The 25,657-nt window shown below is 61.9% G+C and carries 23 protein-coding genes; 10 read left to right on the top strand and 13 right to left on the bottom strand.

Annotated features, from left to right (window positions below):
* Window positions 1-241 precede the first annotated feature (241 nt).
* From ABRP28_RS16265 to ABRP28_RS16255, 3 genes are all read left to right on the top strand, one after another.
* Window positions 242-2,740 carry a glycoside hydrolase family 2 TIM barrel-domain containing protein gene (locus ABRP28_RS16265; RefSeq protein WP_350005986.1) on the top strand — a complete coding sequence of 833 codons (2,499 nt, stop codon included), beginning with the start codon at window positions 242-244 and terminating at the stop codon, window positions 2,738-2,740.
* Window positions 2,737-4,899, top strand: a complete 2,163-nt coding sequence (locus ABRP28_RS16260) for a hypothetical protein (RefSeq protein ID WP_350005984.1) — start codon at window positions 2,737-2,739, stop codon at window positions 4,897-4,899. Before ABRP28_RS16265 ends, ABRP28_RS16260 begins: the two co-directional genes overlap by 4 nt.
* A 110-nt stretch (window positions 4,900-5,009) precedes the next feature.
* Complete coding sequence (locus tag ABRP28_RS16255; protein WP_350005994.1) at window positions 5,010-5,480, top strand: helix-turn-helix domain-containing protein; 471 nt, start codon at window positions 5,010-5,012, stop codon at window positions 5,478-5,480.
* Window positions 5,481-5,883: 403 nt separating this feature from the next.
* On the opposite strand, the gene ABRP28_RS16250 is transcribed toward ABRP28_RS16255, so the two are convergent.
* The 6 genes from ABRP28_RS16250 to ABRP28_RS16225 form a co-directional block, all read right to left on the bottom strand.
* The gene (locus ABRP28_RS16250; RefSeq protein ID WP_350005982.1) at window positions 5,884-6,258 is read right to left on the bottom strand and encodes a YgjV family protein; all 375 of its coding nucleotides are present in this window, start codon (window positions 6,256-6,258) and stop codon (window positions 5,884-5,886) included.
* 137 nt (window positions 6,259-6,395) lie between these two features.
* Window positions 6,396-7,733 (bottom strand): MFS transporter, encoded by a 1,338-nt coding sequence (locus tag ABRP28_RS16245; protein ID WP_374152875.1) that lies wholly within the window; start codon window positions 7,731-7,733, stop codon window positions 6,396-6,398.
* Window positions 7,734-7,906: 173 nt separating this feature from the next.
* Window positions 7,907-8,155, bottom strand: a complete 249-nt coding sequence (locus ABRP28_RS16240; RefSeq protein ID WP_374152874.1) for a hypothetical protein — start codon at window positions 8,153-8,155, stop codon at window positions 7,907-7,909.
* Window positions 8,156-8,233: 78 nt separating this feature from the next.
* Window positions 8,234-9,721: an aldehyde dehydrogenase family protein gene (locus ABRP28_RS16235; RefSeq protein ID WP_350005976.1), complete on the bottom strand. Its 1,488-nt coding sequence runs from the start codon at window positions 9,719-9,721 to the stop codon at window positions 8,234-8,236.
* Window positions 9,722-9,725: 4 nt separating this feature from the next.
* Window positions 9,726-10,619 carry a 4-hydroxy-tetrahydrodipicolinate synthase gene (dapA, locus tag ABRP28_RS16230; RefSeq protein WP_350005974.1) on the bottom strand — a complete coding sequence of 298 codons (894 nt, stop codon included), beginning with the start codon at window positions 10,617-10,619 and terminating at the stop codon, window positions 9,726-9,728.
* Between the two features lie 54 nt (window positions 10,620-10,673).
* Window positions 10,674-12,059, bottom strand: a complete 1,386-nt coding sequence (locus tag ABRP28_RS16225; protein ID WP_350005972.1) for an NAD(P)/FAD-dependent oxidoreductase — start codon at window positions 12,057-12,059, stop codon at window positions 10,674-10,676.
* A 293-nt stretch (window positions 12,060-12,352) separates the two neighbouring features.
* Here ABRP28_RS16225 and ABRP28_RS16220 point away from each other — a divergent pair, with 293 nt between their 5' ends.
* The 7 genes from ABRP28_RS16220 (at window position 12,353) to ABRP28_RS16190 (ending at window position 18,293) form a co-directional block, all read left to right on the top strand.
* Window positions 12,353-13,033 (top strand): GntR family transcriptional regulator, encoded by a 681-nt coding sequence (locus ABRP28_RS16220; protein WP_350005970.1) that lies wholly within the window; start codon window positions 12,353-12,355, stop codon window positions 13,031-13,033.
* Window positions 13,034-13,344: 311 nt separating this feature from the next.
* A complete protein-coding gene (locus ABRP28_RS16215) occupies window positions 13,345-14,136 on the top strand; it encodes an amino acid ABC transporter ATP-binding protein (RefSeq protein WP_350005966.1) in 792 nt (263 codons plus the stop codon).
* 7 nt (window positions 14,137-14,143) lie between these two features.
* Window positions 14,144-14,791 carry an amino acid ABC transporter permease gene (locus tag ABRP28_RS16210; RefSeq protein ID WP_374152873.1) on the top strand — a complete coding sequence of 216 codons (648 nt, stop codon included), beginning with the start codon at window positions 14,144-14,146 and terminating at the stop codon, window positions 14,789-14,791.
* On the top strand, window positions 14,791-15,453 hold the full coding sequence (locus tag ABRP28_RS16205; RefSeq protein ID WP_350005962.1) for an amino acid ABC transporter permease: 663 nt from the start codon (window positions 14,791-14,793) through the stop codon (window positions 15,451-15,453). Before ABRP28_RS16210 ends, ABRP28_RS16205 begins: the two co-directional genes overlap by 1 nt.
* Window positions 15,454-15,505: 52 nt before the next feature.
* On the top strand, window positions 15,506-16,372 hold the full coding sequence (locus ABRP28_RS16200) for an ABC transporter substrate-binding protein (protein ID WP_350005960.1): 867 nt from the start codon (window positions 15,506-15,508) through the stop codon (window positions 16,370-16,372).
* Window positions 16,373-16,505: 133 nt separating this feature from the next.
* Window positions 16,506-16,934, top strand: a complete 429-nt coding sequence (locus tag ABRP28_RS16195) for a universal stress protein (RefSeq protein WP_350005958.1) — start codon at window positions 16,506-16,508, stop codon at window positions 16,932-16,934.
* Window positions 16,935-16,955: 21 nt separating this feature from the next.
* Window positions 16,956-18,293, top strand: a complete 1,338-nt coding sequence (locus tag ABRP28_RS16190; RefSeq protein ID WP_350005956.1) for an NAD(P)/FAD-dependent oxidoreductase — start codon at window positions 16,956-16,958, stop codon at window positions 18,291-18,293.
* A gap of 643 nt (window positions 18,294-18,936) precedes the next feature.
* Here the strand turns inward: ABRP28_RS16190 and ABRP28_RS16185 are convergent.
* The 7 genes from ABRP28_RS16185 to ABRP28_RS16155 form a co-directional block, all read right to left on the bottom strand.
* Window positions 18,937-19,284 carry an L-rhamnose mutarotase gene (locus ABRP28_RS16185; protein ID WP_350005954.1) on the bottom strand — a complete coding sequence of 116 codons (348 nt, stop codon included), beginning with the start codon at window positions 19,282-19,284 and terminating at the stop codon, window positions 18,937-18,939.
* Window positions 19,285-19,374: 90 nt separating this feature from the next.
* Window positions 19,375-19,572 (bottom strand): hypothetical protein, encoded by a 198-nt coding sequence (locus ABRP28_RS16180; protein ID WP_350005952.1) that lies wholly within the window; start codon window positions 19,570-19,572, stop codon window positions 19,375-19,377.
* 124 nt (window positions 19,573-19,696) lie between these two features.
* Window positions 19,697-20,737, bottom strand: coding sequence for a family 43 glycosylhydrolase (locus tag ABRP28_RS16175; RefSeq protein ID WP_350005950.1), 1,041 nt, complete (start codon window positions 20,735-20,737; stop codon window positions 19,697-19,699).
* A gap of 249 nt (window positions 20,738-20,986) precedes the next feature.
* The gene (locus ABRP28_RS16170) at window positions 20,987-21,904 is read right to left on the bottom strand and encodes a carbohydrate ABC transporter permease (protein WP_350005948.1); all 918 of its coding nucleotides are present in this window, start codon (window positions 21,902-21,904) and stop codon (window positions 20,987-20,989) included.
* A complete protein-coding gene (locus ABRP28_RS16165; RefSeq protein ID WP_350005946.1) occupies window positions 21,901-22,854 on the bottom strand; it encodes a sugar ABC transporter permease in 954 nt (317 codons plus the stop codon). The genes ABRP28_RS16170 and ABRP28_RS16165 overlap by 4 nt, the downstream gene beginning before the upstream one ends.
* A 48-nt stretch (window positions 22,855-22,902) precedes the next feature.
* A complete protein-coding gene (locus ABRP28_RS16160) occupies window positions 22,903-24,192 on the bottom strand; it encodes an ABC transporter substrate-binding protein (RefSeq protein ID WP_350005942.1) in 1,290 nt (429 codons plus the stop codon).
* A gap of 232 nt (window positions 24,193-24,424) precedes the next feature.
* Window positions 24,425-25,456, bottom strand: coding sequence for a LacI family DNA-binding transcriptional regulator (locus ABRP28_RS16155; RefSeq protein WP_350005992.1), 1,032 nt, complete (start codon window positions 25,454-25,456; stop codon window positions 24,425-24,427).
* Window positions 25,457-25,657: the final 201 nt, after the last annotated feature.

Genomic DNA, 25,657 nt, shown 5'->3' with positions numbered 1-25,657 from the left:
TCAGCCATGCTCGTAAGACGCCTCAAGCAATCTAGTTCGAACCTGCGGCTGGGTTGGTATCACGTGTCAACCGCTGGTACCAAGTAGAGCATTACTGCCGCGCCCCCTGTTGACAGAGGGGGAGAAACAGTGGTTTCCTTCTTGTGACACGTGATACCGTCCGGCCATCACGGAATACCCTTTTGGATGCTGCAGCCCCTCGCGCAGCGCAGTCCGCCCATCGCTTACAAGGGAGAAATCGATGACCCGCACCTCGTTCAATGACGGCTGGGCAGTACGTCCTAAAAAAAGCCTCTTCGCTGAATTGTCGGCACCGGCCTCACCGGCCGAACCAATCACCCTCCCGCACGATGCCTTGATCGCGCTGCCACGGTCGGCGGACTCGGTGCAGGGCTCACACACCGGCTACTTCCCGGACGGTGCCTTTGAGTACAGCAAAACCTTTGAAGTTCCCGAGGAATACCGCGGCCAGCGCGTCTCGCTGGAGTTCCAGGGCATATACCGGGACGCCATGGTCTACGTCAACGGCGACTTCGCCGGCCAGCGCCCGTTTGGCTATTCAACCTTCACCGTCCGGCTGGACCCATTCCTCAAATACGGGCAGCCGAACAGCATCAAAGTGGATGCCCGCGTCCATGAGGACTCCCGCTGGTACACGGGCGCCGGAATCTACCGCGACACCATCCTCTCCGTCACCGAACTGGTCCACCTCGGTCCTAACGGCGTTCGGGTCACAACACCGGACATCGACGACCGCCGCGCCGTCGTCGATGTCGCCACCACGGTTGAGAACGAGGGCCTGGAGACAGCAACGGTGACCGTTGCCACGGAGTTGCGCGACGCCGTCGGCAATGTTGTAGCCCGAGGCTCGGCACCGGCGACGCTTAGGGCGGGCTCCAACGCTGTTGTCCGCCAGCGCCTCTACGTCACCGACCCCCAGCTATGGGGCGTGGACAGCCCCTACCTCTACACCGCGAAGACGGAACTGACCAACCTCACGGAGGTCCTCCAAGAGCACGAGACCACTTTCGGCATCCGCTCCCTCCAGCTCGACCCCTACCGCGGCCTGCAGATCAACGGAGAGACCGTGAAACTCCGGGGCGCCTGCATTCACCACGACAACGGCATCCTGGGCGCGGCCACCATCGGCCGGGCCGAAGAACGCCGCATCCAGCTGCTCAAAGAAGCTGGCTTCAACTCCATCCGCAGCTCCCACAACCCCATCAGCCAGGCCATGCTCGACGCCTGCGACAAGCACGGCATGTTGGTCATGGACGAAACCTTCGACGTCTGGACCGACGCGAAATCCTCCTTCGACTACTCCCTGTCCTTCCCGGAATGGTGGGAACGCGACGTCGAAGCCATGGTCACGAAAGACTTCAACCACCCCAGCGTCATCCTCTACTCCACCGGCAATGAAATCCCCGAAACAGGCAGCGGCCTCGGCTCGGACTGGGGCCGAAAGATCGCCGAAAAAATCCGCTCCCTCGACGGCACCCGCTACATCACCAACGGCATTAACGGCTTCGTCTCCGCCATCACCGAAGTCTCCGAAATGATGCGCCAACGCGCCTCCTCAGCCGACTCCGACGAGCAGGGCAAGGGCGTCAACGCCATGATGAGCCAGGCCGGCGAATTCATGAACCGCATCAGCGCCTCACCCCTTGTCACCGAGAAAACAGCCGAATCGCACGCCGTGGTGGACGTCGCCGGGATCAACTACGGCGACGGCCGCTACGTCCAGGACAAAGAGCTGTTCCCCAACCGCATCATCGTCGGCACCGAAACGTTCCCCACCCACATCGACGTGAGCTGGAAACTCGTCGAAGAGAACCCCCACGTCATCGGCGACTACACCTGGACCGGCTGGGACTACCTCGGCGAAGCCGGCATCGGCCGCGTGCACTACGCGGACGAAACCGGCGGCAAACCCAGCTTCGGCGCACCCTACCCCTGGCTGCTCGCCTGGTGCGGCGACATCGACATCACCGGCTACCGCCGCCCGGCGTCCTACTACCGCGAAACCGTGTTCGGACTCCGCCACGAACCCTACATCGCCGTGCAGCGGCCCGAAAACCATGACCGGGAATGCAGTACCGGCCAATGGAGCTGGAGTGATTCGATCTCCAGTTGGAGCTGGAATGTCCCAGCCGGTTCACCCGTCAAAGTGGAGGTTTACAGCGACGCCGATGAAGTGGAGCTGCAGCTCAACGGTCACACCATCGGCCGCCAGCCAGCCGGCCGGGAGCACAGATTCCGCGCGGACTTCGACCTCACCTACCACCCCGGCGAGCTCGTCGCCATCGGTTACACCGGAGGCGTGGAGCAGGCCCGGACAGTGCTTCGTTCCGCCACCGGGGACATCAGGCTGGCGGCTGAAGCAGACCGCGCGGAAATCACCGCCGACCATACCGACCTCAGCCACATCACCATCGAGTTCCGCGACGCCGAAGGAAACCTCGCAACGAACGTGGAGCGAACGGTCGCCGTGACAGTCGAAGGCGCCGGCGTCCTTCAAGGCCTGGGCAGCGCACGGCCCGCGACGGAAGAAAGCTACCATGCACCCAGCCACACCTCCTTCGACGGCCGCCTGCTCGCCGTCGTCCGCCCCACCGGCACCGGAGAAATCATCCTGACCGCGACCGCCGAAGGATTCGCCCCGGCCACAGTCATTCTCAAGTCCCTGCCGGCAGGCTCCCCCGTCCTGCTGCCAGCCACTACCGAAGGCGTATCCGCATGACTCAGACAACAGAACCCATCGATCGTCAGGCCGTCGTCGCCCGGCACGCAGTGACCCTCACGGCAGCGGACCCACAGCATGCCCTCACGGTGGGCAACGGCGACTTCGCCTACACAGCCGACATCACCGGCATGCAGACCTTCAGGGACTACCACGACGCCAAAACTGCCATGAAGCGCGGCCAGGTCGCAGTGAACACCGCCACCATGAGTTCCTGGGGATGGCATGAGATGCCCAACCCGGAAGGCTACGTCCTCGACGACGCCATGTCCCGGTACGACACCGCCCGCGGTCCCGTCTCCTACCCTGACCGCTACGACATGGAACAGGCCATGCGCGGCAACGTGACGGACGAAAACAAACCCGGGGCATGGCTTCACGCCAACCCCCAACGCATCGACCTGGGCCGGATAGGACTGCAACTGCGCAGCACCCCCGGGGGAGACATCGAAACCGACCCGGCGGCGTTGTCAGGTATCCACCAAACGCTCGACTTGTGGACCGGAATCATCGAGACCTCGTTCCGATATGCCGGGGAACTGGTCCGCGTCCAGACCGCTGCCGCGCCCGACAGCTCCCGCGTGGGCTTCCGGATCAGCTCACAACTCCTCCTTGACGCCCGGCTCACAGTATCAGTGCTGTTCCCCTACGCCTCTGAAGGGTTCTTCCAGACTTCCGACTGGGACTCCCCCACCCGGCACACCTCCGTTTTGACCTCCGGCACCTCCGGTAGTGCCAGCATCCTTCGCCAACTCGACGGAACCAGCTACCGGGTAGATCTGGACACCAACGGCGCCGACATCACGGCTTCCGTTGAGCCGCACCACTTCACCGTCACCGCCGCACAGCCGACCCTGGAACTCGTCGCCGCGTTCATACCCGATCCCACCGCTCCCCGCGAACAGGGCGCCGCCACTGGGGGGTTCCCAATGGTCCGGGACGCCTCCACCCGGTCCTGGAAAGCCTTCTGGACCTCCGGCGCCGCACTCGATTTCCAAGGCAGCAGCGACCCCCGGGCGCACGAACTCGAACGCCGCACCGTGCTCTCGCAATACCTCACGGCAGTGAATTCCGCCGGGGTGACCCCGCCGCAGGAAACTGGCCTGATCACCAACTCCTGGCAGGGCAAGTTCCACCTCGAAATGCACCTTTGGCACGCAGCGCACTTCGCTACGTGGGGCCGGCCCGGACTGTTGGAACGCAGCATGCCCTGGTACCTGTCCATCCTCGACCAGGCCCGCGCCACGGCGGCACGCCAGGGCTATCCAGGCGCACGCTGGCCTAAACACGTCGGCCCCGACGGCAGGGAAAGCCCAAGCCCTATCGGGTCCCTGCTGATCTGGCAGCAGCCCCACCCGCTGTACCTGCTCGAACTGCTCTGGCGCGCCTCAGACGCGGATAAACAGTTCACCCTCGTCAACGACTACACCGAACTGGTCCACGAAACCGCGACATTCATGGCTGCCTTCACCGAGGAACGAAAAGGCATCTTCCACCTTCCAGCCCCCGTCATGCCAGCCCAGGAATTCTACGACGCCGCCACCACCGAAGACCCGACCTTTGAACTCACCTACTGGTGGTGGGGTCTGGAAATAGCCCAGCTATGGCGCGAACGCACAGGATGCAACCGCAAGGAAGACTGGACCAAGATTCAGGACAACCTCGTACCGCCCCACAGCGATGGCGGCCGCTACACCGCCGTTGCCACCGAACCCCACCTGCGACGCGACGACCACCCCTCTCTTCTCGCTGCATTCGGGCTCGTGCCGCCCACCCCACTCATCGACCCGGACCAGATGGAAAAAACGCTTTTGAACGTCCTCGAAACCTGGGATTGGCCTACCGCTTGGGGCTGGGACTTCCCCGTCATGGCCATGACGGCAGCACGACTCGGTAACCCTGCCCTCGCCATCGACTGCCTGCTCAAAGACGAAGCCAAAAACCAGTACTCTCTCGTGGGCCACAACGCCCAAATGGGCGGAATCCTGCCCCTCTACCTACCCGGCAATGGCTCCCTTCTCGCCGCTGTATCCCTCATCGCAGCCGGCTCTGACAAGACCCCCGGTGGGTTCCCCGAAACCGGCTGGACAGTCAAAGCAGAAGGCTTTATTCCATGGCCTTCCACTGAGCACGCTGTAGGACATTCCGCAGCACGGTAGATGACCCCGTGTCTGGTTGTGCGAACGAGAGGGGCTAGGCCGTGAACGAAAATGATGGGCTCACTGACGCTGGAGCAAAACCAAGGTACCCATCCGGTTCCGGCGTGAAAATGCGCGATGTCGCTACCGCGGCAGGCGTATCCGTTGCGACAGTCTCTAATGTCATGAACCATCCACACCTTGTGGCAGCGCGGACGAGAGATCGGGTCCGCGGAGTCGTCCGAGAACTAGACTTTCAGCCCGATCCACATGCCAAGGCGCTGCGGGGGCTGGGCGTCAACGCGTCCAATCCTAGACGAGACACTGTTCCGGGTCCCACATTAAGAAGCCAGGAGGAACCGTTGAAAACTCCCGATCACATCCACACCCAGACACCCTCGTCCCCTGAAGGCCTAGACCCCAATCTCCTTGAACCCGGAGTACATATCATTTTCCGCGTCGGGCCAGAATTTCTGAGTGGTACCGTAGATGCCGTTATGCCGGACAAATCCTGCTTCTGGATCTGGACAGATTGCGGGATGGGGCGACGCATGATCGATGCCCGGGATGCGGCATCCGTCGGAGGTGAAACCAACGAATGAACCATACAATCGCACTTCTGCTGGCTCCCGGCACGATGGCTTACATCCCAAACTGAGGCCTTAGGCAATACGCCCAGCTGCAAACGAGTATCCTTCTTTGCAGTCGTCTCGTCATGATCCTTCCCGTCTGCCGGAAAACCTCGGATCTTCAGTGCGGAGAGGCGGCTTGCCCCGCCCTCAGTTGGGGACAATTCTCATAGGTTATCCACCGCTACTACTGCCCGGGAGCTACGCACCGGCTCCAAAGTCCAGCCGTGGATAACCCGAATCGATCCCAACCATGCAGGGTGCACCGTGCCCGAGTATAAGCAGCGAGAGGCGCATCAGCTCCCAGCGGGTACTGCGCTGACTTTTGGCCCTCAGGCACCGTTTTTCTTGGATGCCCGGCACCGAAGAATCCGATTCACTTACCAGGACCTTGTTCATCGATGTCACAAGGCCCGTTACGAGGGAGAACCTCTATTACAGCAAGTTGGACGGTTGTGTCGGGGGTGCCGGGAAACTGTACGTGGAAGTCATCCATGGCAACGCTCATGGAATGCTCTGTGGAACGCATGCGAAAGAGCGCCACGGCGGAAATGAGGAACCAAGCGATATTGGTGACTACTGAAGGCCATGCCTCGTGAAATATGCCGTTAATTATGAAGGCGCAGGCGCCTAGGAGGTTGGCCGTCTGGAAGCGCTTTCCGGCCTTCAGCCATCCCATGGAGACAGATAGATAGGCACCGAGGATCGCAACCGCACCCAGCCAGCCGGTAGTTTCCCACAGCAGCTCCATATAGTGTCCTTTCGAAATTTGACGCTGTGCAGAAGCGGCGGGGAGGTGCGGACGGATTCACGTCTATCTAGGAACAGACTCGTGGCCCTGTTGGACGGGCGGGATAGTGCCGTCCAAGAGGGCCACGGTTGTCAACGTTAGTGTGAGTATCCGGCTGCTGCTTCGGTCAGGGTCTTTCCTTTGGTTTCCGGGGCGAGCCACTGGGAGAGGGCGGCACCGGCGAAGGCAACACCGGCGGCGAACAACATGGTCGGACCGGGGCCAAGGTTCTCCATCGACACCGGCAGGAGGAATGTGCCGATGCCGGCCCCTACCCGGCTGACGGCGGCTGCAAAGCCCGTTCCGATCCCCCGGATTTCCGTTGGAAGGACTTCACCTGGGTAGACGTTCGTCAAGGTGTTGTAGCCGGCGTTGAAGAAAGAGAAGACGAGGAACAGGATCAGCACAATGATGGCAGGCGCACCGGCCCACAGCCCGATGACTGCCAAGACGACGGCGCACAGCCACTGCGGGGGAACGGTCAGCGCGCGCCGCCCAATCTTTTCAATCAGCAGGAAAGTGACTACGACCCCGGCCAGCGCGACGGCTGAAAGCCCGACTCCGCCGGCAAGTCCGCCGGCCAGCCCGTATTGGTTCAACACGCTGTCGGCAAACGTTGCGATCGCGAAATAGGGTGTCACTGCGCAGAACCAGAAACCCGAGATGAACAACGTGGAGCGCCAGTACTCTTTGGAGAACAGCATCCCGAAGCTGCCTTTGCGGACGTCCTCGTGCTGGAGGTCGTCGAGTGCGTCGTCGGGCATGTACTTTGCGGCGAGGGCGCGGGCTTCGTCCTTGCGGCCCACGCTCCACAGCCAGCGCGGTGACTCTGGCATGCCGAGCCGGGCGAGGAAGATCGCCACCGCGATGAAGGTGCTGGTGCCCAGGATGAAGTTCCAGCTCAAATCCGTGTATTCGTTGAGCAGGTGGCCGGTCAGGAACGCGAGCATGAAGCCGCCGTACCAGGCGATTCCCATGGCTGCCATGAGCCGGCCGCGGAGGTGGGTGGGCGAGAACTCGGCCATGAGGGGCCAGCCGACGGCATATTCCGTGCCGATCGCGATGCCCATCAGCAGGCGCACCACGACTAGCCAAACGGGTGAGTCGATGAAGAATTGCATGCCGGATGCTATGGCGAACAGGCCGATATCGAACATGAAGATTGGCTTTCGCCCCCACTTGTCGGCGGCCCAGCCACCGATAGGTGAGCCGATCAGGATGCCGACAAGGGCTGCTGCGGCAATCATTCCCTGCCAGACAGCAGTGAGTTGCAGGTCCTCCGCCATGGTCCCTGACACAGGTCCGATGATGCCAAGGACGTAGCCGTCCAGGACCATGCCGCCGATCAGGACGGTGACCATTCTGATCAGGAAGCGTCGTTTGCTTGCCGCAGAGGGACTCCCCTTGCTGATATGAGTATTCTTTATCGCTGACACGTGGTGCTCCTGATGTATGGGGTGCATGACGTGGATACCGCCTTGTTCACTGCAGTGGGAAGTTGGCGCTTTCGCATGATGTGACCTTCGGGGTCAGTAGGGTGGGAAATTGTGGTTCGAATCGAGCGGGCGGCTGTTTAGGCCGGTTCGCTCATTACGGTGGGCGATGTCTATCAACTGGTCAGGCCAGCCGTGACTTCGTAGTGGAAGCCGGTGCGGTCTTCAGCCGCCCAGGCTTCGTAAAACTCATCTTTTTCAAAGAGCCTACGGTCGTGCTCCGGGGACTGGACCCACAGAATCTTTCCGTCGGCGGTGACAGCGTCGACATGTCCGCTGCAAACGTAGCTTCCCTGCTGCCTGATCTCGACGCGCGCACCAGGAAGCTGACTCCAGTCCTTGATGTACCTCAAGTCCATAAGCACGTTATCCCTTCAAAAGTGGCTGTGTACCCCGGGATATCCGGGGTACACAACGCCGGGCATCAATCAATAAGGCTGGTCTCAGCCACGGTTGTACATGACGTGTTTGGTCCGTGAGAAGTCGTCCAGGGCGTAGCTGGAAAGGTCGCGGCCGTAGCCGGAGCCCTTGAAGCCGCCCCAAGGCATTTCGGTGGCGATGACCAGATGGGAGTTGACCCAGACCGTGCCGAAGTCCAGCTTCCGGGGCACCGTGAGCGAGCGTGCGGAATCCTTGGTCCATGCCGAGGCCGCCAGCCCGTAGATGGTTTCGTTGGCGCGGGTGATGGCTTCCTCGTCGGTGCTGAAGGTCTCCACGGACACCACAGGGCCGAAGATCTCGTTGCTGGTGATCGCGGCACCGGCCGGGACGTTGGTGACCACAGTGGGCTCGATGAAGTAACCGGGACCTTCGATGGCGCGGCCGCCCACAGCGATGGTCAGGCCGTCTTTCCGGATGTCGTCGAGTGCGGCCAGGACCCGCTCGTAGTGCGGCTTGGAGATCATGGAGCCGATTTCGGCGTCGCCGGCGCCGGGGGTGCCGACGGTGATCTCGCTGATCTCCCGGACCAGCAGCTCAGTGAACTTGTCCGCCACCGATTCGTGAACCAGGACGCGGCACGCCGCACCGCACTCCTGGCCGCCGTTCCAGAACCCGGCACTGCGGACACCCTTGGCAGCGGCCTCAAGGTCGGCGTCGGCAAAGACGACGACGGGTGCCTTGCCGCCCAGCTCAAGGTGCACGCGCTTGACGGAACCGGCGGCGGCAGCGGCCACCTTCTGGCCGCTCCCCACGCTGCCCGTGATGGCCACCAGGTCCACGTCATGGTGCTCGGAGAGGCGGTTGCCCACCACCCGGCCCGGTCCCGTGACGATGTTCAGGACACCTGAGGGAACCTCGCCGGCGATGAGTTCGGCCAGCTTGAGGGTGGTCAGCGGGGTCTGCTCGGATGGCTTGAGCACCAGCGTGTTGCCGGCGCCGAGGACAGGGGCGATCTTCCATGCGGCCATCAGCAGCGGGTAGTTCCAGGGGGTGATCACCCCGACGACGCCAACCGGCTCGCGGTGGATCACCGAGGTGTGGTTCTCTGCGTAGTCGTCAGCGCCGAGCGTGCTGTAGGCACGGGCGGCGCCGGCCGAGAAACGGAAGGTGTCGATGGCGCTGGAGATATCGTCTTCCGCCACCGCCGAGGGCTTGCCGGTGTTGGCAGCTTCGAGGGTTTCGAACAGCTCACGGTTCGCCTCGATGGTGTCCGCGATCTTCAGCAGGACAGCGGAACGGTCCCGGGGCGTCTTCGCCGCCCACGCGTCCTTGGCTGCCACGGCAGCTGCGACGGCGGCATCCACATCCTCAACGGTGCCGGCAGGGACCTGCGTCAGCACTTCCTCCGTGGCCGGATTGACGATCTCCACCGTGGAAGTGGACGTGGAGGGCACGAATGTCCCGCCGATGAACTGCCCGAAAGGAGGAAAGGAAGGTGTCAGTGACGCGTCTGCCCGGCGGACGGTGAACAGTGCAGTTTCTGTTGTCATGGTGTTATCCCACGTTCTGGTAGAGGGCGGACACGGCCTGCTGTACGCGAGCGAGGTCGTCGACGCCAAGGTCGGCGGTCGGGCGGCGCGGGGAGCCGGCCGGGAGTCCCTGCTGCGTGAGGCCTGCTTTCACGGCAGGGATGAACGGCACGGAGAGGAGCGCATCGATGACCGGGTACACCTTCTTCCACAGTTCCAGCGCCCCCGCCAGGTCGCCTTCGGCGATGCGGCGGCTGACGGCAACGATCTCGTTGGGGACCACGTTGGCGGTGCCTGCCATGACGCCGGCTGCGCCTTCGACCAGGGCGCTGTAGAGGTAGACGTCCCAGCCGATGAAGGTGCCGATGACGTCCGAGTGGTGGTGGATCAGTTGCAGCGCCTGTTCCCAGTTGGCGCTGGAGTCCTTGATGTAGCGGATGTTGTCCACTTCCTCGGCCAGCGCACGGACGGTGGCCGGGTCCAGGTTCACGCCGGTGACGGCCGGGATGTTGTAGAGCATCACGGGGATGTTGACGGAGGTGGCAACGTCCTTGATGTAGGTCACCGTTTCTTCCAGGGACAGCGGTTCGTAGTAGGGCGTGATCAGCATGAGCACGTCTGCGCCCAGCTCCTCGGCAGCCTGGGACAGCCGGATTGCTTCAGCGGTGGAAGTGGCGCCGGTGTTGGCGATGACCGGCACGCGTCCGTTCGCCTGCTTGATGACGGTCTCGATCAGGAGCAGCCGCTCCTCCGAGGACAGGGCACCCACCTCACCGGTGGAGCCTGCGGCCACAACGCCGTCGACGCCGGCCTCGATGGAGCGGTCAACGATTTTCCGCAGGGTTTCGACGTCGATGGTCTCGTCTTTGTTGAAAGGCGTGGAGAGCGCGGTGAGGACACCGCGGAGGTTGTTGGACATGAGTCGTTCCTTCTTAAGTTCGGCGGGTGGTGCAGATTGTTCAGGCAGGTCTTGCTAGGCCACGACCGACAGCCCGGTGTTCGACGGTGCCTGCCGGTGGGTGGCCAGCACGCTTGCGGCTTCCTGGGCTGCGGAGAACCCGGTGGTGATGGAGCTTTCGGTGTACAGGGTTCCCAGGTAGTCGCCCGCCAGGAAGACCCGGTCGGTGCCGCGCATCAGGGTGGACTGGATCTTGGCCCGGCCGGGGAAGCAGTAAGGCGAAGCATTCTTCCACCGGTCGACCTTGGCCTCGACAACGCTGTCCGCGAAACCGTGGCCGAGGACCTGGTCCAGGTCGGTGAGGTGGGTCTTGATGACTTCCTCCTCACTCTTTTCCAGCAGGGCACGGCCCAGGCTCGCCGGGGAGAACGTCATGAAGCTGCCGCCGGGCTTGCGCACGGACTCGGTGCCGCGGACGATGCTCGCCTGGTTCAGCGCGATGGCGAACGAGCGCTTGGGAGCGGCGATGGCGTAGATGTCATCCCAGGGCCGGGCTGTGGTCTCGTTGGTCAGGAAGGCGGTGCTGACGTGCGGGCCGTACTTGATCTGGCCGAGTGCACCGCGCAGCTCCTCGGGAAGGTCCACCCCGATCTTGTGCGACACGTCGGCGGTGGTAGCCAGGACCACGGTGCGGGCCTCCACCTCGCGGTCGACGCCGTCCTGCCGGTACCGGACCACGACGGAGTCCTTCTTGTGGACTACTTCATAAACGGCGGCCCCGAGCTGGACGCGCTCACCCAGCGCCACTGCGATTGATTCGGTGAGGGTGGACGGACCGCCCACAATGCCCTGGCTGAGCCCCTGCCCAAAACCGAGGACCAGGCTGAAGTAGCCGATGCCGGCCCCGGCGGAAATTTCGTCCATGTCACCTGCGGAGCGTGTGACAGTGGTCTTGAACAAAGCTGCCGCGTCCTCGGACAGGTTCCCGATGAAGTCCTGGAACGAGGTGTCGTTCGCGAAGTCGTAAATCCGCTGCTGACGCATCGCGCCGGACTCCCCCGAGCGTTTGCGCACCACACCGGTGTACTTGGCCACGCCGCTCACGACTTTCATGCCGGCGCGAAGCGTGTCTACGCGGGATGCCAGGGACATCGGGATACGGAATGGATAGGTGGCGATGTGCCCCTTTTTGATGAACTTTCCGTTCATGGACAGGCCCTGCAGGGACCCGGGGATCTGAACTGCCATGACGCCTACCTCGTTGAGCAAAGCGTCGGTAGAGGATCCCGCGCCGGCAAAGACATGTCCGCCCCAGTTCAGCCAGTAGTCACCACGGCGTTCGGAGCGGATCCGCCCACCCACGCGGTCCCCGGATTCCAGGACAACCGTGTCCCAGTGCCGGAGCCGCCATGCTGACGAAAGTCCGGCGAGTCCGCCGCCGACGATTACTGCGTCTTTCATGATTCCCATTCCTAGATGTTGTTGCTCGTCTTCTGGTGCCGAGGGAGCCGCGGCGGCTCCCCGGAAGTTTTGTGGGGCTTAGCCGACTGTGTGCTTCCTGAATCGCTGCCGGGTTCCTGCGTGTTGGCTGCCCTTCCCAGAAACCGCTGGGGTTGCACTGGAGCCGGTGTGACACAAACCACCATAGGATGTGATCACAGATCACACAAGTTTTTCAGTGAAAGTTTCTTCTATCCGGGAAGGGCCGCAGCCGCTTGCGAATTGTGTGGGACAAGCGGCCGTATATTTGACTCGTGGTCATCTCCAAGCGCGCCGAACCCACCCTGCTGACCGACCAGGTTTATGCGGTGATCCATGCTGCGATCCTGAGCGGGGACCTCCCCGCCGGTTCGCGGCTTAAGGTGCGCGATCTCGCCGAGCAGGTGGGCACGAGCGTGATGCCGGTCCGGGAGGCGATCCGGCGGCTCGAGGAGACCGGCCTGGCAGAGCGCGAACCCCATAAGGGGGCAGTGGTCAAGAGCCTGACCTTCGAGGAGCTGATCCACGTCTATGACGTCCGTCGGCTTCTGGAAACCGAAGCCGCACGGCTGGGCAGCGAGAAGATCACGCCCCAGGACTGCGACAGGATGCAGTCAGAATATGAACTGATGCGCAAGGCCATCGATGAGCGCCAGGTCATTCCCCTGCTTGACCACGACGAGGCCATGCTGGCCATCCTGTACGAGGCTGCCGGCAACCCGGTCCTCCTCCAGATGATCAGGGCGCTATGGCAGCAGTGCCGGGCCTACAAGATTGTCGGCGCCCAGGGTTCCCTTGATGACGAAAAAGACGACTCGTTGTGGAGGTACCAGCAGGACCTGGTGACCGCCGCCCGCAACGGAGACCCGGCAGCCGCCGCGGCGACGAACGAGGCATCCCTCCTTGACGCCAGCGAGCGGATTAAGAGCCGGCTGGCTGATCAGGGCACTCCCTAGCGGCTCGATGCCCCATGGTCGGCGGCTAAAAATCCCTTCTGCCGACCGCACCCACTTTCACCGCGGGCGATTCCATCAACTCCAACCGCTGAGAAGCCTCCATTCCTTCCCTGCTCCTTTGTGACTGGAAAAATTTCGTGATCTGTGATCACAGATCTAGACATCGCGTCGATCGATGGCTAAGGTGACATGCAGCACACGGTGACGCAAGCCACAGCTTGCCCCACTTGAGCACATCGCCCCACCCCCTTTAGCAACGCCCTGTCAGGGACCAGCGGGCTATATGCGTCATTTATGCAAAGGAACCAAGAATGAGCTTCAGTTTTGGCACGAAGACTCCCCCGATCGCGCTGTCCGGCGAGGTTGTGGTTTCGGGGCTCGGCAAGAGCTACGGAGCCAGCCGCGTCTTGTCAGATGTAAATCTGGCAATGAGCGAAGGTGAGGTGGTCTCCATCATCGGCCCCTCAGGGGCAGGCAAAAGCACCTTTTTGCGGTGTTTGAACTACCTCGAAACGCCCACCGAGGGCACGATCGAAATTGGCGGCGCCCGCGTTGTTGCTGGCGGAAAGCTCCCGGACAAGTCGAGCCTGGACCGCCTCCGGCGCGTGACCGGGATGGTCTTCCAGAGCTTCAACCTGTTTCCCCACCTCACCGTGATGGAGAACATCACCCTGCCGCAGCGGAAAGTGCTGGGATCCAGCAAGGAACAAGCGGAGGAGGTCGCCAACAGCCTGCTCAGGCGTGTTGGCCTTCCTGAAAAGGCCAAGGCGTATCCGGCCCGCCTTTCCGGAGGCCAGCAGCAGCGCATCGCCATTGCCCGTGCTCTCGCACTGTCGCCGAAGGTGATGCTCTTCGACGAGCCGACGTCCGCCCTCGATCCCGAAATCGGACTTGAGGTCCTGGCAGTCATGCGCGACCTCGCGGACGAAGGCATGACCATGCTCGTCGTCACCCACGAGATGCACTTCGCGCGTGACGTCTCCAATCGCATCATGGTGATGGGCAACGGCGGCGTACTGGAAATCGGCCCGAGCGAGCAGGTGATGTCGGAGCCGCGAAACGAGCGCACCCGGCAATTCCTCAAAGCCGTACTGGACCGGTGAGACGACAATGATTATGGAACTCCTGCCCGCAATCGCCCGGGGCGTCGGACTCACACTGTACGTGACGGGCGCGTCGCTGCTAATCGGCGGCATCATAGGCCTGGTGCTTGTCGGGGCCACCCGGTCACCGGTCGCGATCGTGCGCGGTGCCGCTACCCTGTACATCAACGTGGTCCGGGTCATCCCGCCGATTACTTGGTTGTTCCTGATCTACTTCGGCCTGCCCCAGTTCGCGCTGCGGCTGACAACGATTCAAGCCGCGATCATCGGGTTTTCCGTTATTGCCTCTGCGTTCATGGCCGAGATCTACCGCTCAGGCCTTCTGAGCATCCCGGATGGCCAACGCGAGGCTGCCCACGCACTCGGGCTGAGCACGGTGACTACCGTCGGCCACATCATCACCCCGCAGGCATTCCGTGTCGCGCTGCCCGCTATCGCCACCTACGGCATCGGTCTGCTGAAGGACTCCGCCCTGGCGTCCACGATCGGGGTGCGTGAAATCACCTACTACGCGCAGCAGAGCGCGAAGCAGACGCATGAAGGCCTTATGTCATTCATCGTTGCCGGGGCGCTCTACATCGTGATCAGCCTCGTGGTTGCCCTCGTCGCCCGGCAGGTCGACCTCAGGTTGCGCAAGAAGATCGGAGTGGCGTGATGGACATGCTCACACAGTGGCTTGGATGGCTGCCCAACCTCACCCCCGGACTGCTCGTCAGCCTCCAGCTGACCGGTCTCTCGCTGCTCTTCGGCTTCCCTCTAGGCCTGCTGTTCGCCGTGATGGCAGCGTCGAAACTCGCACCGCTGCAGTGGATTTCGTTCCTGTTCGTAGAGGTCGGGCGGGGTTTGCCGGCTCTGGTGCTGTTGTACCTGCTGTATTTCAGCCTCCCCGATGCCGGCATCACCCTGACATCGCTGACCACAGCGATCATCGCCCTGACCTGGAACACCGGCGCCTACGCCTCGGAGTACTTCCGCGCTGGACTGGCCGCGGTACCCCTGGGACAAAAGGAAGCCGCACTTACCTCCGGACTCCGTGGCTGGACCGGGTTCCGCATGATCATCCTGCCGCAGGCACTGCGGATCTCCACCCCGCCCCTGGCCGGACTCGCCGTCCTGGTCTTCCAAGGCAGCGCACTCGCATTCGTGATCGCCGTACCGGAACTGATGTCCAAAGCCTTCGAAATCGGATCCATCACCTTCGAATACCTCAGCGTCTACACACTCACAGCAGTGATCTACGGATCCCTCACCCTCGTCTTCCTCGGCCTCGTCCGGGTGCTCGAACAGCGCCTCGGACGCCACCTGCAACGCAACTGAATCCCCTCTACCCTCCAGGGCAACCCGCCCACCCCACAACAAAGGACACACCATGACGCCAAACCGTCGTACCCTCGTGCGCGCACTTTCCGCCGGCACCGCCGCCGGACTGCTTGCCATCTCCCTTACCGCCTGCGGCGGCAGCGATACCGCAGGCACCGCGTCCGACTGCACCCCGGCACATGAGGGCCTCACAACCATCACCGAAGGCGAGCTCACAGTCGCGAGCTATGACTATGCCCCCGCCACCATCCTGGACGGCGAAAACGTCACCGGCATGGAAGGCGACCTGATCAACGAGATCGCCAAGCTCGAATGCCTCAAGGTCACGGTGACCACCTCCGGCGGCACTGGCGCGGTCATCCCGTCCGTGCAGTCAGGACGCGCCGACATCGGTTCCGGAAACTGGCTGCGCACCAAGGAGCGGACGAAGATCGTCTACATGAGCACACCGCTGTGGAGCGACCCGCAGGCCATCGTCTCCACGACCGGCCTGACCAGCGACAACCTCGAAGGCAAAATCATCGGCTCGGTCGCCGGCAACCTCTGGAACGACAGCATGCAAAAGTGGCTGGGAGACAACTTCAAGATCTACCAGGACGACGAATCCATCTACGGAGACCTCAAAGCAGGCCGCATCGATGCCCTCGTAGCATCCTCCGCATCCGCCAACTACCGATTCCAAGACGCCCCCATCGAGGGCGCCACAGTGGTAGACGTTAAGCCGAACCCCAACGTCCCCCAGTTCGCCGCGGTAGGCCAGGTCATGCTGCCCTCCAGCCTCGAGAACGACACCCTCGGCAAAGCCCTGGACGAAGACATCCAAAAGCTCCGCGAAGACGGCACCATCAAGAAGCTCCTCGAAAAGTACGGGATCGACCCCTCCGTCGGCGAGCCGGGCGCACCCAGCGAACTCTGACCGCAAAGTCGTTCCACGTTAGGGCGACGTCGGACATCCGTCCGGCGTCGCCCTGGCAGTAATCGACGGGCGCGCCAATTCTTACGGGCGCGCCAATTCTTAAGTGTTTCAAAGCAGGCAAAGGAGCATGCACATGAGCGGGACCATTGTTGTAGGGGTCGACGGCAGCGCAACAGCCAGAAAGGCCGCGGAGGCCGCCAGAGACCTGGCCACGGCACTAGGTGCGACCCTCCACGTAGTGTCAGCCTTCGATGCCGAGCGTTCAGAATTCTTCAGCAGCGGCAGCGACAAATGGCTGGTATCAGATGCTGACAAAGCCGAACACGTCGCAAGGACCGTGGCGGACACCTTGGGCGGTGACATCAAAATCACCCACCCCGCAGCTGCCGGCAGGCCGGCGGACGCTCTGATCAGGGAAGCAATCAGCAAGGAAGCCCGCGTCATCGTGGTGGGCAACCGCCGAATGCGGGGAATCGGACGCGTCCTTGGCAGTGTCGCCAACAGCGTGGCACACAGCGCGCCCTGCGATGTCTACATCGCCAACACGTACGACGCAGACTAACTACCTTTCAAGGAACCCACAGTGCATGACGTGATAATTGTCGGAGCCGGCGCCGCAGGACTCGGGACTGCATACTATCTGCGCGACACGGGCCTGGACGTCCTCATCCTGGAATCAGGCCAGGACATCGGCGGCCGGTCGCACACCGTCAAACTGGCCGGAACGTCGGCGAACTCCGGAGCGATGTTCGTTTACAAGGGAACAAAATCAGAAGAACTTGTCACCGAACTCGGCATCGAGACTGTGCCCTTCCACCCCGAAACGTACGGTATCCACGTCAACGGTAAGACCGTAGTAGCCGAAACCAACGAGGACGTGGTCGCCGGACTCAACCTCACAGAGTCCGAAAAGACCGAGCTGATCAAATTCATCGACACCTCGCTCACCGAGTACCAGGACTACGTCACTAACCGGACTTCCGCTGCCGGGCTCGACAAGCTTTCCGGTGAAACAGTGGCCGATCGGATCGCCGACCTGCAGCCGGCAGTCCGGAGCATCATTACCACCGCTATCCGCGGAGGCGCCGTAGGCGATCCTGCCAATCTGTCAGCAAAGTATGCGCTTCGCTATTTCGCCAGCTACCTGGCACGGGAAAAGAACAACCGCCTGTTCGCCCTGGAAGGAATGCAGGCCATTCCACGCGCCATCCTGAAACGCCTGCCCGAACACACCGTCCGCTGCAACACCCGGGTAACAGAAGTAGCCCTACTCGAGGAAGAGGGCGTCTACGAAGTGGCTGTTACGGGCGAGGGCGGTGAAGAGAAACTGACGGCAAAGCACGTGGTGCTGGCAGTTCCTGGGCCCGTGGTCCCGGACATCGTCAGGAACCTGCCGGAGTGGAAGAGGACAGCGCTTAATAAGGTGGCCAGCCCCGGCAGCACCACCCTGAACATTGTTGTTGATATCAAAGGGCTTTCGGAGTTCAAGGACTGGGCCTTCGTCGTCACCGCCGGCATGCCCTTCGACGCCATCATCAACCCCGTCCCGGGCGGCACTGACAAGACCTCCGGCGCGGACATTATCCAACTCACCTGCTACGGAAACTCCTCTGGCTACCTCCCGGGGTTCCCTGACGACGAGCAGCGGGTCGCGCAGTGGATGGAGGACGTATACACGGTGGCGCCCGAGCTCCGCGGCCGAGTCCTGGGTATACACGCCCAAACCTGGCAGCACTGCTTCGCTTTGCTCAGTCCCGAGCGGGCAGAAGCCCTCCCGGAACTTCAGCGCTCGATCGGATTGCTGCACTTCGCCGGCGACTACACCTCGGAGACCGCCGGCACGCACGGAGCATACTCAGAAGCGGAACGGGTCGCACTCCTGATAATTGCGTCCCTGAAGCCTTCCAACCAGTTGTACTGATCGGGGGCTTGGTTAGTCGGCTGACGCGGTCAGCAACTGGCTGGGGGTACACCTCAACCTGCCAACGGCGGGACGTCTTGACCTTCTTCTACGTCGGAGCGTCATCGGGAAAGATTTGCCTTGGCTAAGCTGCTCAATGCATACAAACCGGCTGACAGTTACCCCTCCACCGGCACGGCGGACAGCTGGTTCAGCGCCGGCGGCGGTGTACCGAAAGCCGCCCTGCCTGTGATTATCGGATCAGCAGAGAGACTGTCTACCAGTCTCTGCGCCATTCACGCCGGACTGAACCCCTTGCCTGTCGGCGGGGAGGAACGCATGAAGCTTCGGATCGCCTTGTTCGTTGGCAGGCCCAGCGACGGAGGGCTGTACCAGCACCAGTCCTTGTCCGCTGGCACCTAGGGTTAAGCCTCGGAGCAGTCCCCGTATGCTTCGGACTCTTAGGGATGTTTTCAAAATGAATTCACTTCCTCGTGCACGTAGTAGGGGGAACTGGGGCACGGCAATTCCAGGCAAGTTTTGCGCCAAAATCGGCGCGACCAAATGTGCGTTTGAAGTCAAACTGGGAAACAAGCCCCAGGGGTCTTCAGGGGCAGACCGTGCCGAAAGCTTCCGAAGCAACTAATGGTGGAGTAGGCGTAGTTCAGACGGCCACGGTCTCCGCCAGGTCTAGCTGAGCGTCCAGGTTGAAGACTTCTTCGAGGACGTGGAAGCCTTGGTCGGGGGCCTGGTCCGGGTTCTCGAACATTGTGACCATTTCGGCCTGCCATCGCGCGTTGACTTCGGTCAAGGCCATCCGCGCCCGAACGTCGTCGTAATCGTCGCATTCAAGGTAGCCCACGAGCAGGCCGTCGGTGCCCAGGAACAGCGAGTAGTTGCGCCAGCCAGCGTCCCTGAGCGCACGGAGCATTTCGGGCCACACGGCGGCATGCCGTCGTCGGTATTCGTCAATCAGCCCTTGCTGGACGGATGAGCGGAAACATACCCTCATCTGCGATTCTCCTGACCATCGGCAACTTTGGAGGGGTTCATGTGCGCCTGCTTTCTGTTGGATTTGAGTGCTGTTGGGGTCTGCGGGTTGTCAGTCCACGACATTGATTTCGTAGCCTTCCCACTGTGCGATGATTTTCCTTCTGTCATTTCCGTGGAAGCGCAGCCACAGCATGGACGCATCAACACTGACGTCTTCCACTTCAGCCGTCCGGACAAGCCTGCCGCCGCGCCTGAGCTCGATGGTGCGTCCGGCGAGTGCGCTCCACTTCTCGTCAAATTCGGCCATGACATTTTCCTTGTCTGCTCGTCGTTCAGGCGCCAGGTGCCATGGTGTGAAGGATCCAGGAGTCGTTACCGGAGGGAAAAGGCGAGAGCCACGGGTATCTCGTGACCCGATGTATCGGACGGTTTTATTCGAACTCTTCAGGTGACCATGCGTCGCGCCAGTCGATTCGCGGCACGTCGCCATCGAAGTTGATGGGGAGCCAGACGTACTCGGCCATGCGAAGGTCGGATTGATGCTGGACCGATTCATCGGCTTTTTTAGTGTGTGGATCCTCGCCGCTGAAAAGCTGACGGTATCGCTCGGTCTGGTTGGATTCCTCCGGTGAGAGGCCAGGCAGCCACCGGTCGGCGATCGCGATATAGAGGTCGCGCTTGAGCGGGTGCCGGAAGACGGAACTGATCTGTGACCTAAATGAAGTCTTACTGGTGTCGCCCGGATGCGGGTCGCCCAGGACGGTCCAAGGCCCATGGTAGGTGTCGGCGACAGCTACCTCCGAGGCGTTAGGGAAATATCCTGACGTTCCCGACGTGATGAGATAGTGCTTGGAGCCTCTCCGGAAGTAGGCGGGAGCCTCTCGCACGTCCGGCGGCCCTGGCTGTGGAAAGTGGGTCGAGTAGTAGCCGGTGACACCGGTGTAGTCGGGTGTGAGATCTGCGCAGATCAGCTCGCTGTGGACACGTTCGTAGTAGTAGTACGCCTTGCCATCGGTAGGATCGACAACCAAATCGAAATCACCGGCGTTCATTCCGAGGGGTTTGAGGCCGGTGGTGACGATTTCGTATGGCCCGAGGAGTTGATCGGCGACTAGCACAGTGGCGCGCTGGCTGAAGCCCTCTCCCATGATTTTCACCCAGCACACGTATTTGCCGGTTTCGGGGTTCTTGATGATGTGGGGACGGTCAAGCAGCTTCGTGGGGTGAAGCGGCGAGTCAGCGTCGTCGGGGGTCGGAGGGATGATCAGGCCGCGGTCTTCCCAATTGACGAGGTCGGTCGAGGAATAGCATCGGATTCCCCAGTGCCAGATGTCGGACCCGGGTGCCGTCCGTTCCTTGTTCTCGCCATACCAGTAGAAGACTCCATCCTCGAAAAAGATGTAGCCTGAGTGCGCTTGGATCCGGTTGCCGTTGGTGTCGAGCCAGGGCTGTCCGGGAAAGATTTTTGACATGTTTCGTCTTTCGGGACGTGGTCTAGATACAGGGCCTTGCTAGGCGCCTACCTGTTCGGGAACATCTGGTCACTCTGTTCCTGTCTGAAGTGGCCTCGGATTCAGGGAGAAAGCCCGCCTTGTGTTGAGGGTTGAGCAGCGTCTGTTGCCTGCGATAACAGAGAGTGCCCGGCCAGGCGGGGGCGTTCGACAGGGGATCCTTCACTTAGGGATGTAGCCAGGTGTTCATGCGGCGTGGCCGCGGAGTCCTCAGCCTTTGAGGCCCTGGGTGGAGACGCCTTCGACGATGTAGCGCTGGAAGACCAGGAAGAAGATCAGCACCGGGAGGAGGGCCAGGACGGACATGGCGATCATGGCGCCGTAGTCCGAGCTCTGGGTCTGGTCCACGAAGAGTCGCAGGGCCAGCGGCAGCGGGTACTTGTCCGGGGTGTTCAGGTAGAGCAGCGGGCCCAGGAAGTCGTTCCAGCTCCAGATGAAGGAGAAGATCGACGTCGAGATCAGGGCCGGCTTCATCAGCGGCAGCATGATGGAGGTGAAGATCCGGACGTGGCCGGCGCCGTCGATCCTGGCGGCCTCGTCCAGCTCACCGGGAAGGTTGCGCATGAACTGGACCATCAGGAAGACGAAGAACGCGTCGGCGGCCAGGAACTTGCCAATCAGCAGCGGCACGTACGTGTCTATCAGGCCCAGCTGCTGGAACACGATGTACTGCGGGATGATCACCACGTGGAACGGCAGGAGCAGGGTTGCGATCATCATGCCGAAGAAGATGCTGCGGCCCGGGAACTTGATCCTGGCGAACGCGTACGCTGACACGCTGGCCGAGAGGACGGTACCCACCACTGCACCAACAGCCAGGACCAGGGAGTTGGTGAAGAACTGCAGGGTGGACACGCCACCGATGCCGTCCATCGCCGTGACGAAGTTGTCGAAGCTGAAGTTGTTGGACCACAGCGAGGTATTGGTGCCGCCGATTTCGGAGTTCGGCTTGAAAGACGAAGCGATCATCCACAGGCCCGGGTACAGGACCACGGCCGTCAGTGCGAGGGCCACGATATGGAAGACGCCGCTCTTGACGCGTTTGGCCGTTGGAGACTCAGACTTGGGGTTGTAGTGCGCCAGCTCTGCGTCCGGGAGGGATCGGGTGGGGGTTGCCGTGCTTGTCATTTTGCATCACCGCTGTAGTGGACCCAGCCCTTGGACGTGCGGAAGATAATCAGGGTAAGGATGCCCACGACGATCAGGAGGAGCCAGGCCATGGCCGAGGCGTAGCCCATCCGGAAGTCGCTGAAGCCCCGCAGGTACAGGTAGAGGGTGTAGAAGAGGGTGGAACCGGCCGGGCCGCCTTCACCGTTGGAGATGATGTAGGCCGAGCTGAAGATCTGGAATGCGTGGATGGTTTCCATCAGCAGGTTGAAGAAAACCACTGGGGAAAGCATGGGCCAGGTGATGTTGAAGAACTTCCGCACCGGGCCGGCACCGTCCATGGACGCTGCTTCGTAGAGATCGGCCGGGATCTGCTTGAGGCCGGCGAGGAAGATCACCATCGGGGCGCCGAACTGCCAGACGGTCAGCAGGATGAACATCGGCATGGTCATGGCCGGGTTGCCCACCCAGCCGCCGAGGTTGATCCCGAAGAAGGACAAGCCCTGGTCCACCGGGCCGGCGTCGCCGAACATCGCCTTCCAGACGATGGCGATGGACACTGACGCGCCGATCAGCGACGGGGCATAGAACGCGGACCGGTAGAAACCCTGGCCCTTGCGTGCGCTGTTCAGCAGCATCGCCACCGCCAATGCCGCCGCGAGCTTCAGCGGGGTACCGAACACCACATAGCCCACGGTGACGCCGACGGACTGCAGGAACCGTTCGTCCTGGAACATGGTGGTGTAGTTGTCCAGGCCGATCCACTTGGGCGGTTCGAACAGGTTGTAGTTGGTGAAGGACAGGTAGAGCGAGGAAATCATCGGCCCAACAGTGAGGACAATGAATCCCAGCAGCCAGGGCAGCAGGAAGGTATAGCCGGCGCGGGAGTCAACGCCCCGCTGCCGCGACTTGCGCGGCAACGGGGGGCCGGACTGTGCCGAACGCCTGCTCAATGTTGGGCTTTGAGTCACGAGTTCAATCCGTCAGTTATGAGAGTCGGAAGCAGACAATGTGCTTGCTCAGGCGTTCTGCTTGATGAGGTCTTCGGCTTCCTTGAACCATGCGTCGGCGGCGCCGTCGACGGTCAACTTGCCGTAGTTCAGGTCCGAGGCAACGCGCCGGAAGGCAGTTTCAAGCGTGCCGAAGCCCACGATGGGCGGCTCGGGAGCGTCCTTGAGGTACTGCTCGATGGACTTTTCGTAGTCCACCACGAGCTTGTCGGTGCCTTCGAAGGTGGTGCCGTCGCGCTGGGTCTTCGATGCCGGAACGCCGCGGGAGGTCTTGAAGATCTGGCCGACCTCGGGGTCGTTGACCATGAAGTCGATGAAGCGGGCCGCCTGCTCCTTGTACTTGGTCTTGGCGCTGGCGGACATCAGCATGGAGGGCTTCAGGAATAGGCCCAGGTTGTCTGGGTTGTCAGACGGGACCGGAACGAGCTTGAGTTCCTTCGCGCCACTGTCCGCAAGGTAGCCGGCCATGAAGTTGTCCCAGGTGACTTCTGTGGCGGTGACGTTCGACCCGAACGGAGACTTCGGGGCGAGCTGGGTGACACGCTCCTCGGGAACGATGGCCGGGGTGCCGCGCAGGACTGCCGTCTGGTTCCACCACTTCTTCAGGTCATCCTTGGTGAAGCCGAGCTTGCCGTCCTCGGTGAAGGCCTCGATGTTGTTCTGGCGGAGCCAGACGTTGTACATCCACCAAACACCGGTGTAGTCCGTTCCACCGAAAAGTGCACCGTTACTCTTGGTGCCAACCTCGGTCAGGAAGTCGTTGAACTCGTTATAGGTCCACTTACCGGTGGGCTCGGCGATCCCTAGGGACGCCAGTTTGGCCGGATCGTAGTAGACGGCGAACGCGTTGGTGCTGGTGGGAATACCGTAGGTCTTGCCCTTGATCTGCCCTGAGGGCAGGAGGGACTTCTCAAAGGCGTCCGTGTTGATGTTCACGGTGCCCAGGTCCAGGAGCTGGTTGCGCTGGCCGTAATCGCGCAAGTAGGACAGATCGAACTGCATGACGTCCGGAAGGCCGCCGCCCGCCGCCTCGGTGGCACGCTTTGGCCAGTACCCGCCGAAGTCGGTGAAGTTCCCGGCGATTTTGATGTCCGGGTTCTTTGACTCGAACAGGGCGATCGCCTTGCGGGTACGCTCGGCGCGGTCGTCGTTGCCCCACCAGGTGTAGTTAAGGGTTACCGGGTTTTCGGCTGAGCCGGTTTCACCGCCGGTGCCGGAGCCTGTTCCGCAGGCCGCCAGTGCCGCGGCAGATGCGGTACCGACGGCTACGGTGGTGAGGAAATTCCTTCTGTTAATCATTCGAGCCTCCTTGCTCCAGCCGTGTCCCCTGGGACCCTCGACTGTTTTGATGAGTGAATTTTTCGCTGCGCTCTGCGGCGAGAGTCGGTACCCCTCCCCCTGAAGTCCGAGCCACGTTTTGTTTTTGTTGGGAAAGTCCTATGTGACCGGTCACGGAGCGCCGTGACCGGTCACGTAATGGTAGGTAGCGCTAAGCGGCAATGTCAATGATGAATCTTGTGGACAGCGGAGATCAGGCAGATTCCCGCCAGAGCGCGACGGGCTTGACGATGCGTGTGATCGATGCCGAGGGCATGGGCTCGCTGGCGAAGAGTTCCGCGAGAATGGATGCCGCCTCAGCCGCGACGGTGTGTGTCTCCAGAGAGAGCGTTGTGAGCGTTGGGCTGATGGCTTCGCCCAGTGATATTCCATCAATACCGACTATCCGGACCTGCCCTGGCACGTCGACTCCCAACGTATGGGCGCCCTGAACGGCGCCCATCGCCATCAGGTCGTTGAACGCAAGGACCGTGTCGATCTTAGGATCTTGGGCAAGCAACTTTCTGAGGCCATCGACGCCGCCGGCGATCGTCTCGGGTTCTGCGACCACGAGGCATTGGGTACCGACGGCCTCCTCGAAGAACTGACGGCGCGGTGACCCGACTGCCAATCCTTCGGAAGTGCGTTTGGAAGAGTCGATCATGGCGAATCGGCGGGCACCTTTTGTCCGGAGTGCATCGACTAGGTCCCTGATGCCTGTCCGAAAGTCGAGTTCGACTGAATGCACCCCGGGTAGTGTCGCCCGTTCTTCCAGTTGGACGATTGGTATGCCGCGGGCTGCTGGGGCGAACTCTGCTGGCGGCTCCAGGAAGTAGCCGATGATGGCATCTGTCTGGGCCGCCATCGAACGGACCGCTTCAGCCTCACCTTGATCTGCCGTACCTACCACCACCTGCCAGTCACGCCTTCTTAGCTCGGTGACGAAGGCGTCGGCGAGTTGCGCGTAGTAGGGATTGCGGAACGTCCCGACAATCAGCCCGACCGCGTGTGTCCTTTGCCGGGAGAGGTCGATCGCGAACCGGTTCGGTCGGTATCCGAGTTCCTCAACGGTCCGCATTACGCGCTGCCGGGTTTCCTCGCTGATCTCCGTCATGTTGTTGATGGCGCGGGTGACAGTCTGGCGCGACACACCAGCTGCCCGGGCGACGTCTCTAATCGTCACCCGACCTGACGGCGCCGCGCCTTCTATGGATCCGGGTATGGGACGGTCGTCGTCTGGTCGCATCGAAAGAACCGGTGAGTTTGTCATCGAAGCCCGGGCTTACAGGAATTGCGCATGCCCAAACTATAGTCCCGCGCGATTTTCCTGGGGACGCGTAGGCGGAGTGGGAATCCAAACCCTGCCATCTCGATTCCCGCCCGGCGCGCACGGGGCTCCTCGCTCTATGCATTGCAAGCTGCGCCTATTTCGCAGACCAATGGTTTT

The sequence above is a fragment of the Pseudarthrobacter sp. WHRI 8279 genome (assembly GCF_040224115.2).
Lineage (GTDB): Bacteria > Actinomycetota > Actinomycetes > Actinomycetales > Micrococcaceae > Arthrobacter.
Note: the sequence above shows the minus strand (reverse complement) of the source record. Positions and strands in the feature narration are given on the sequence as shown.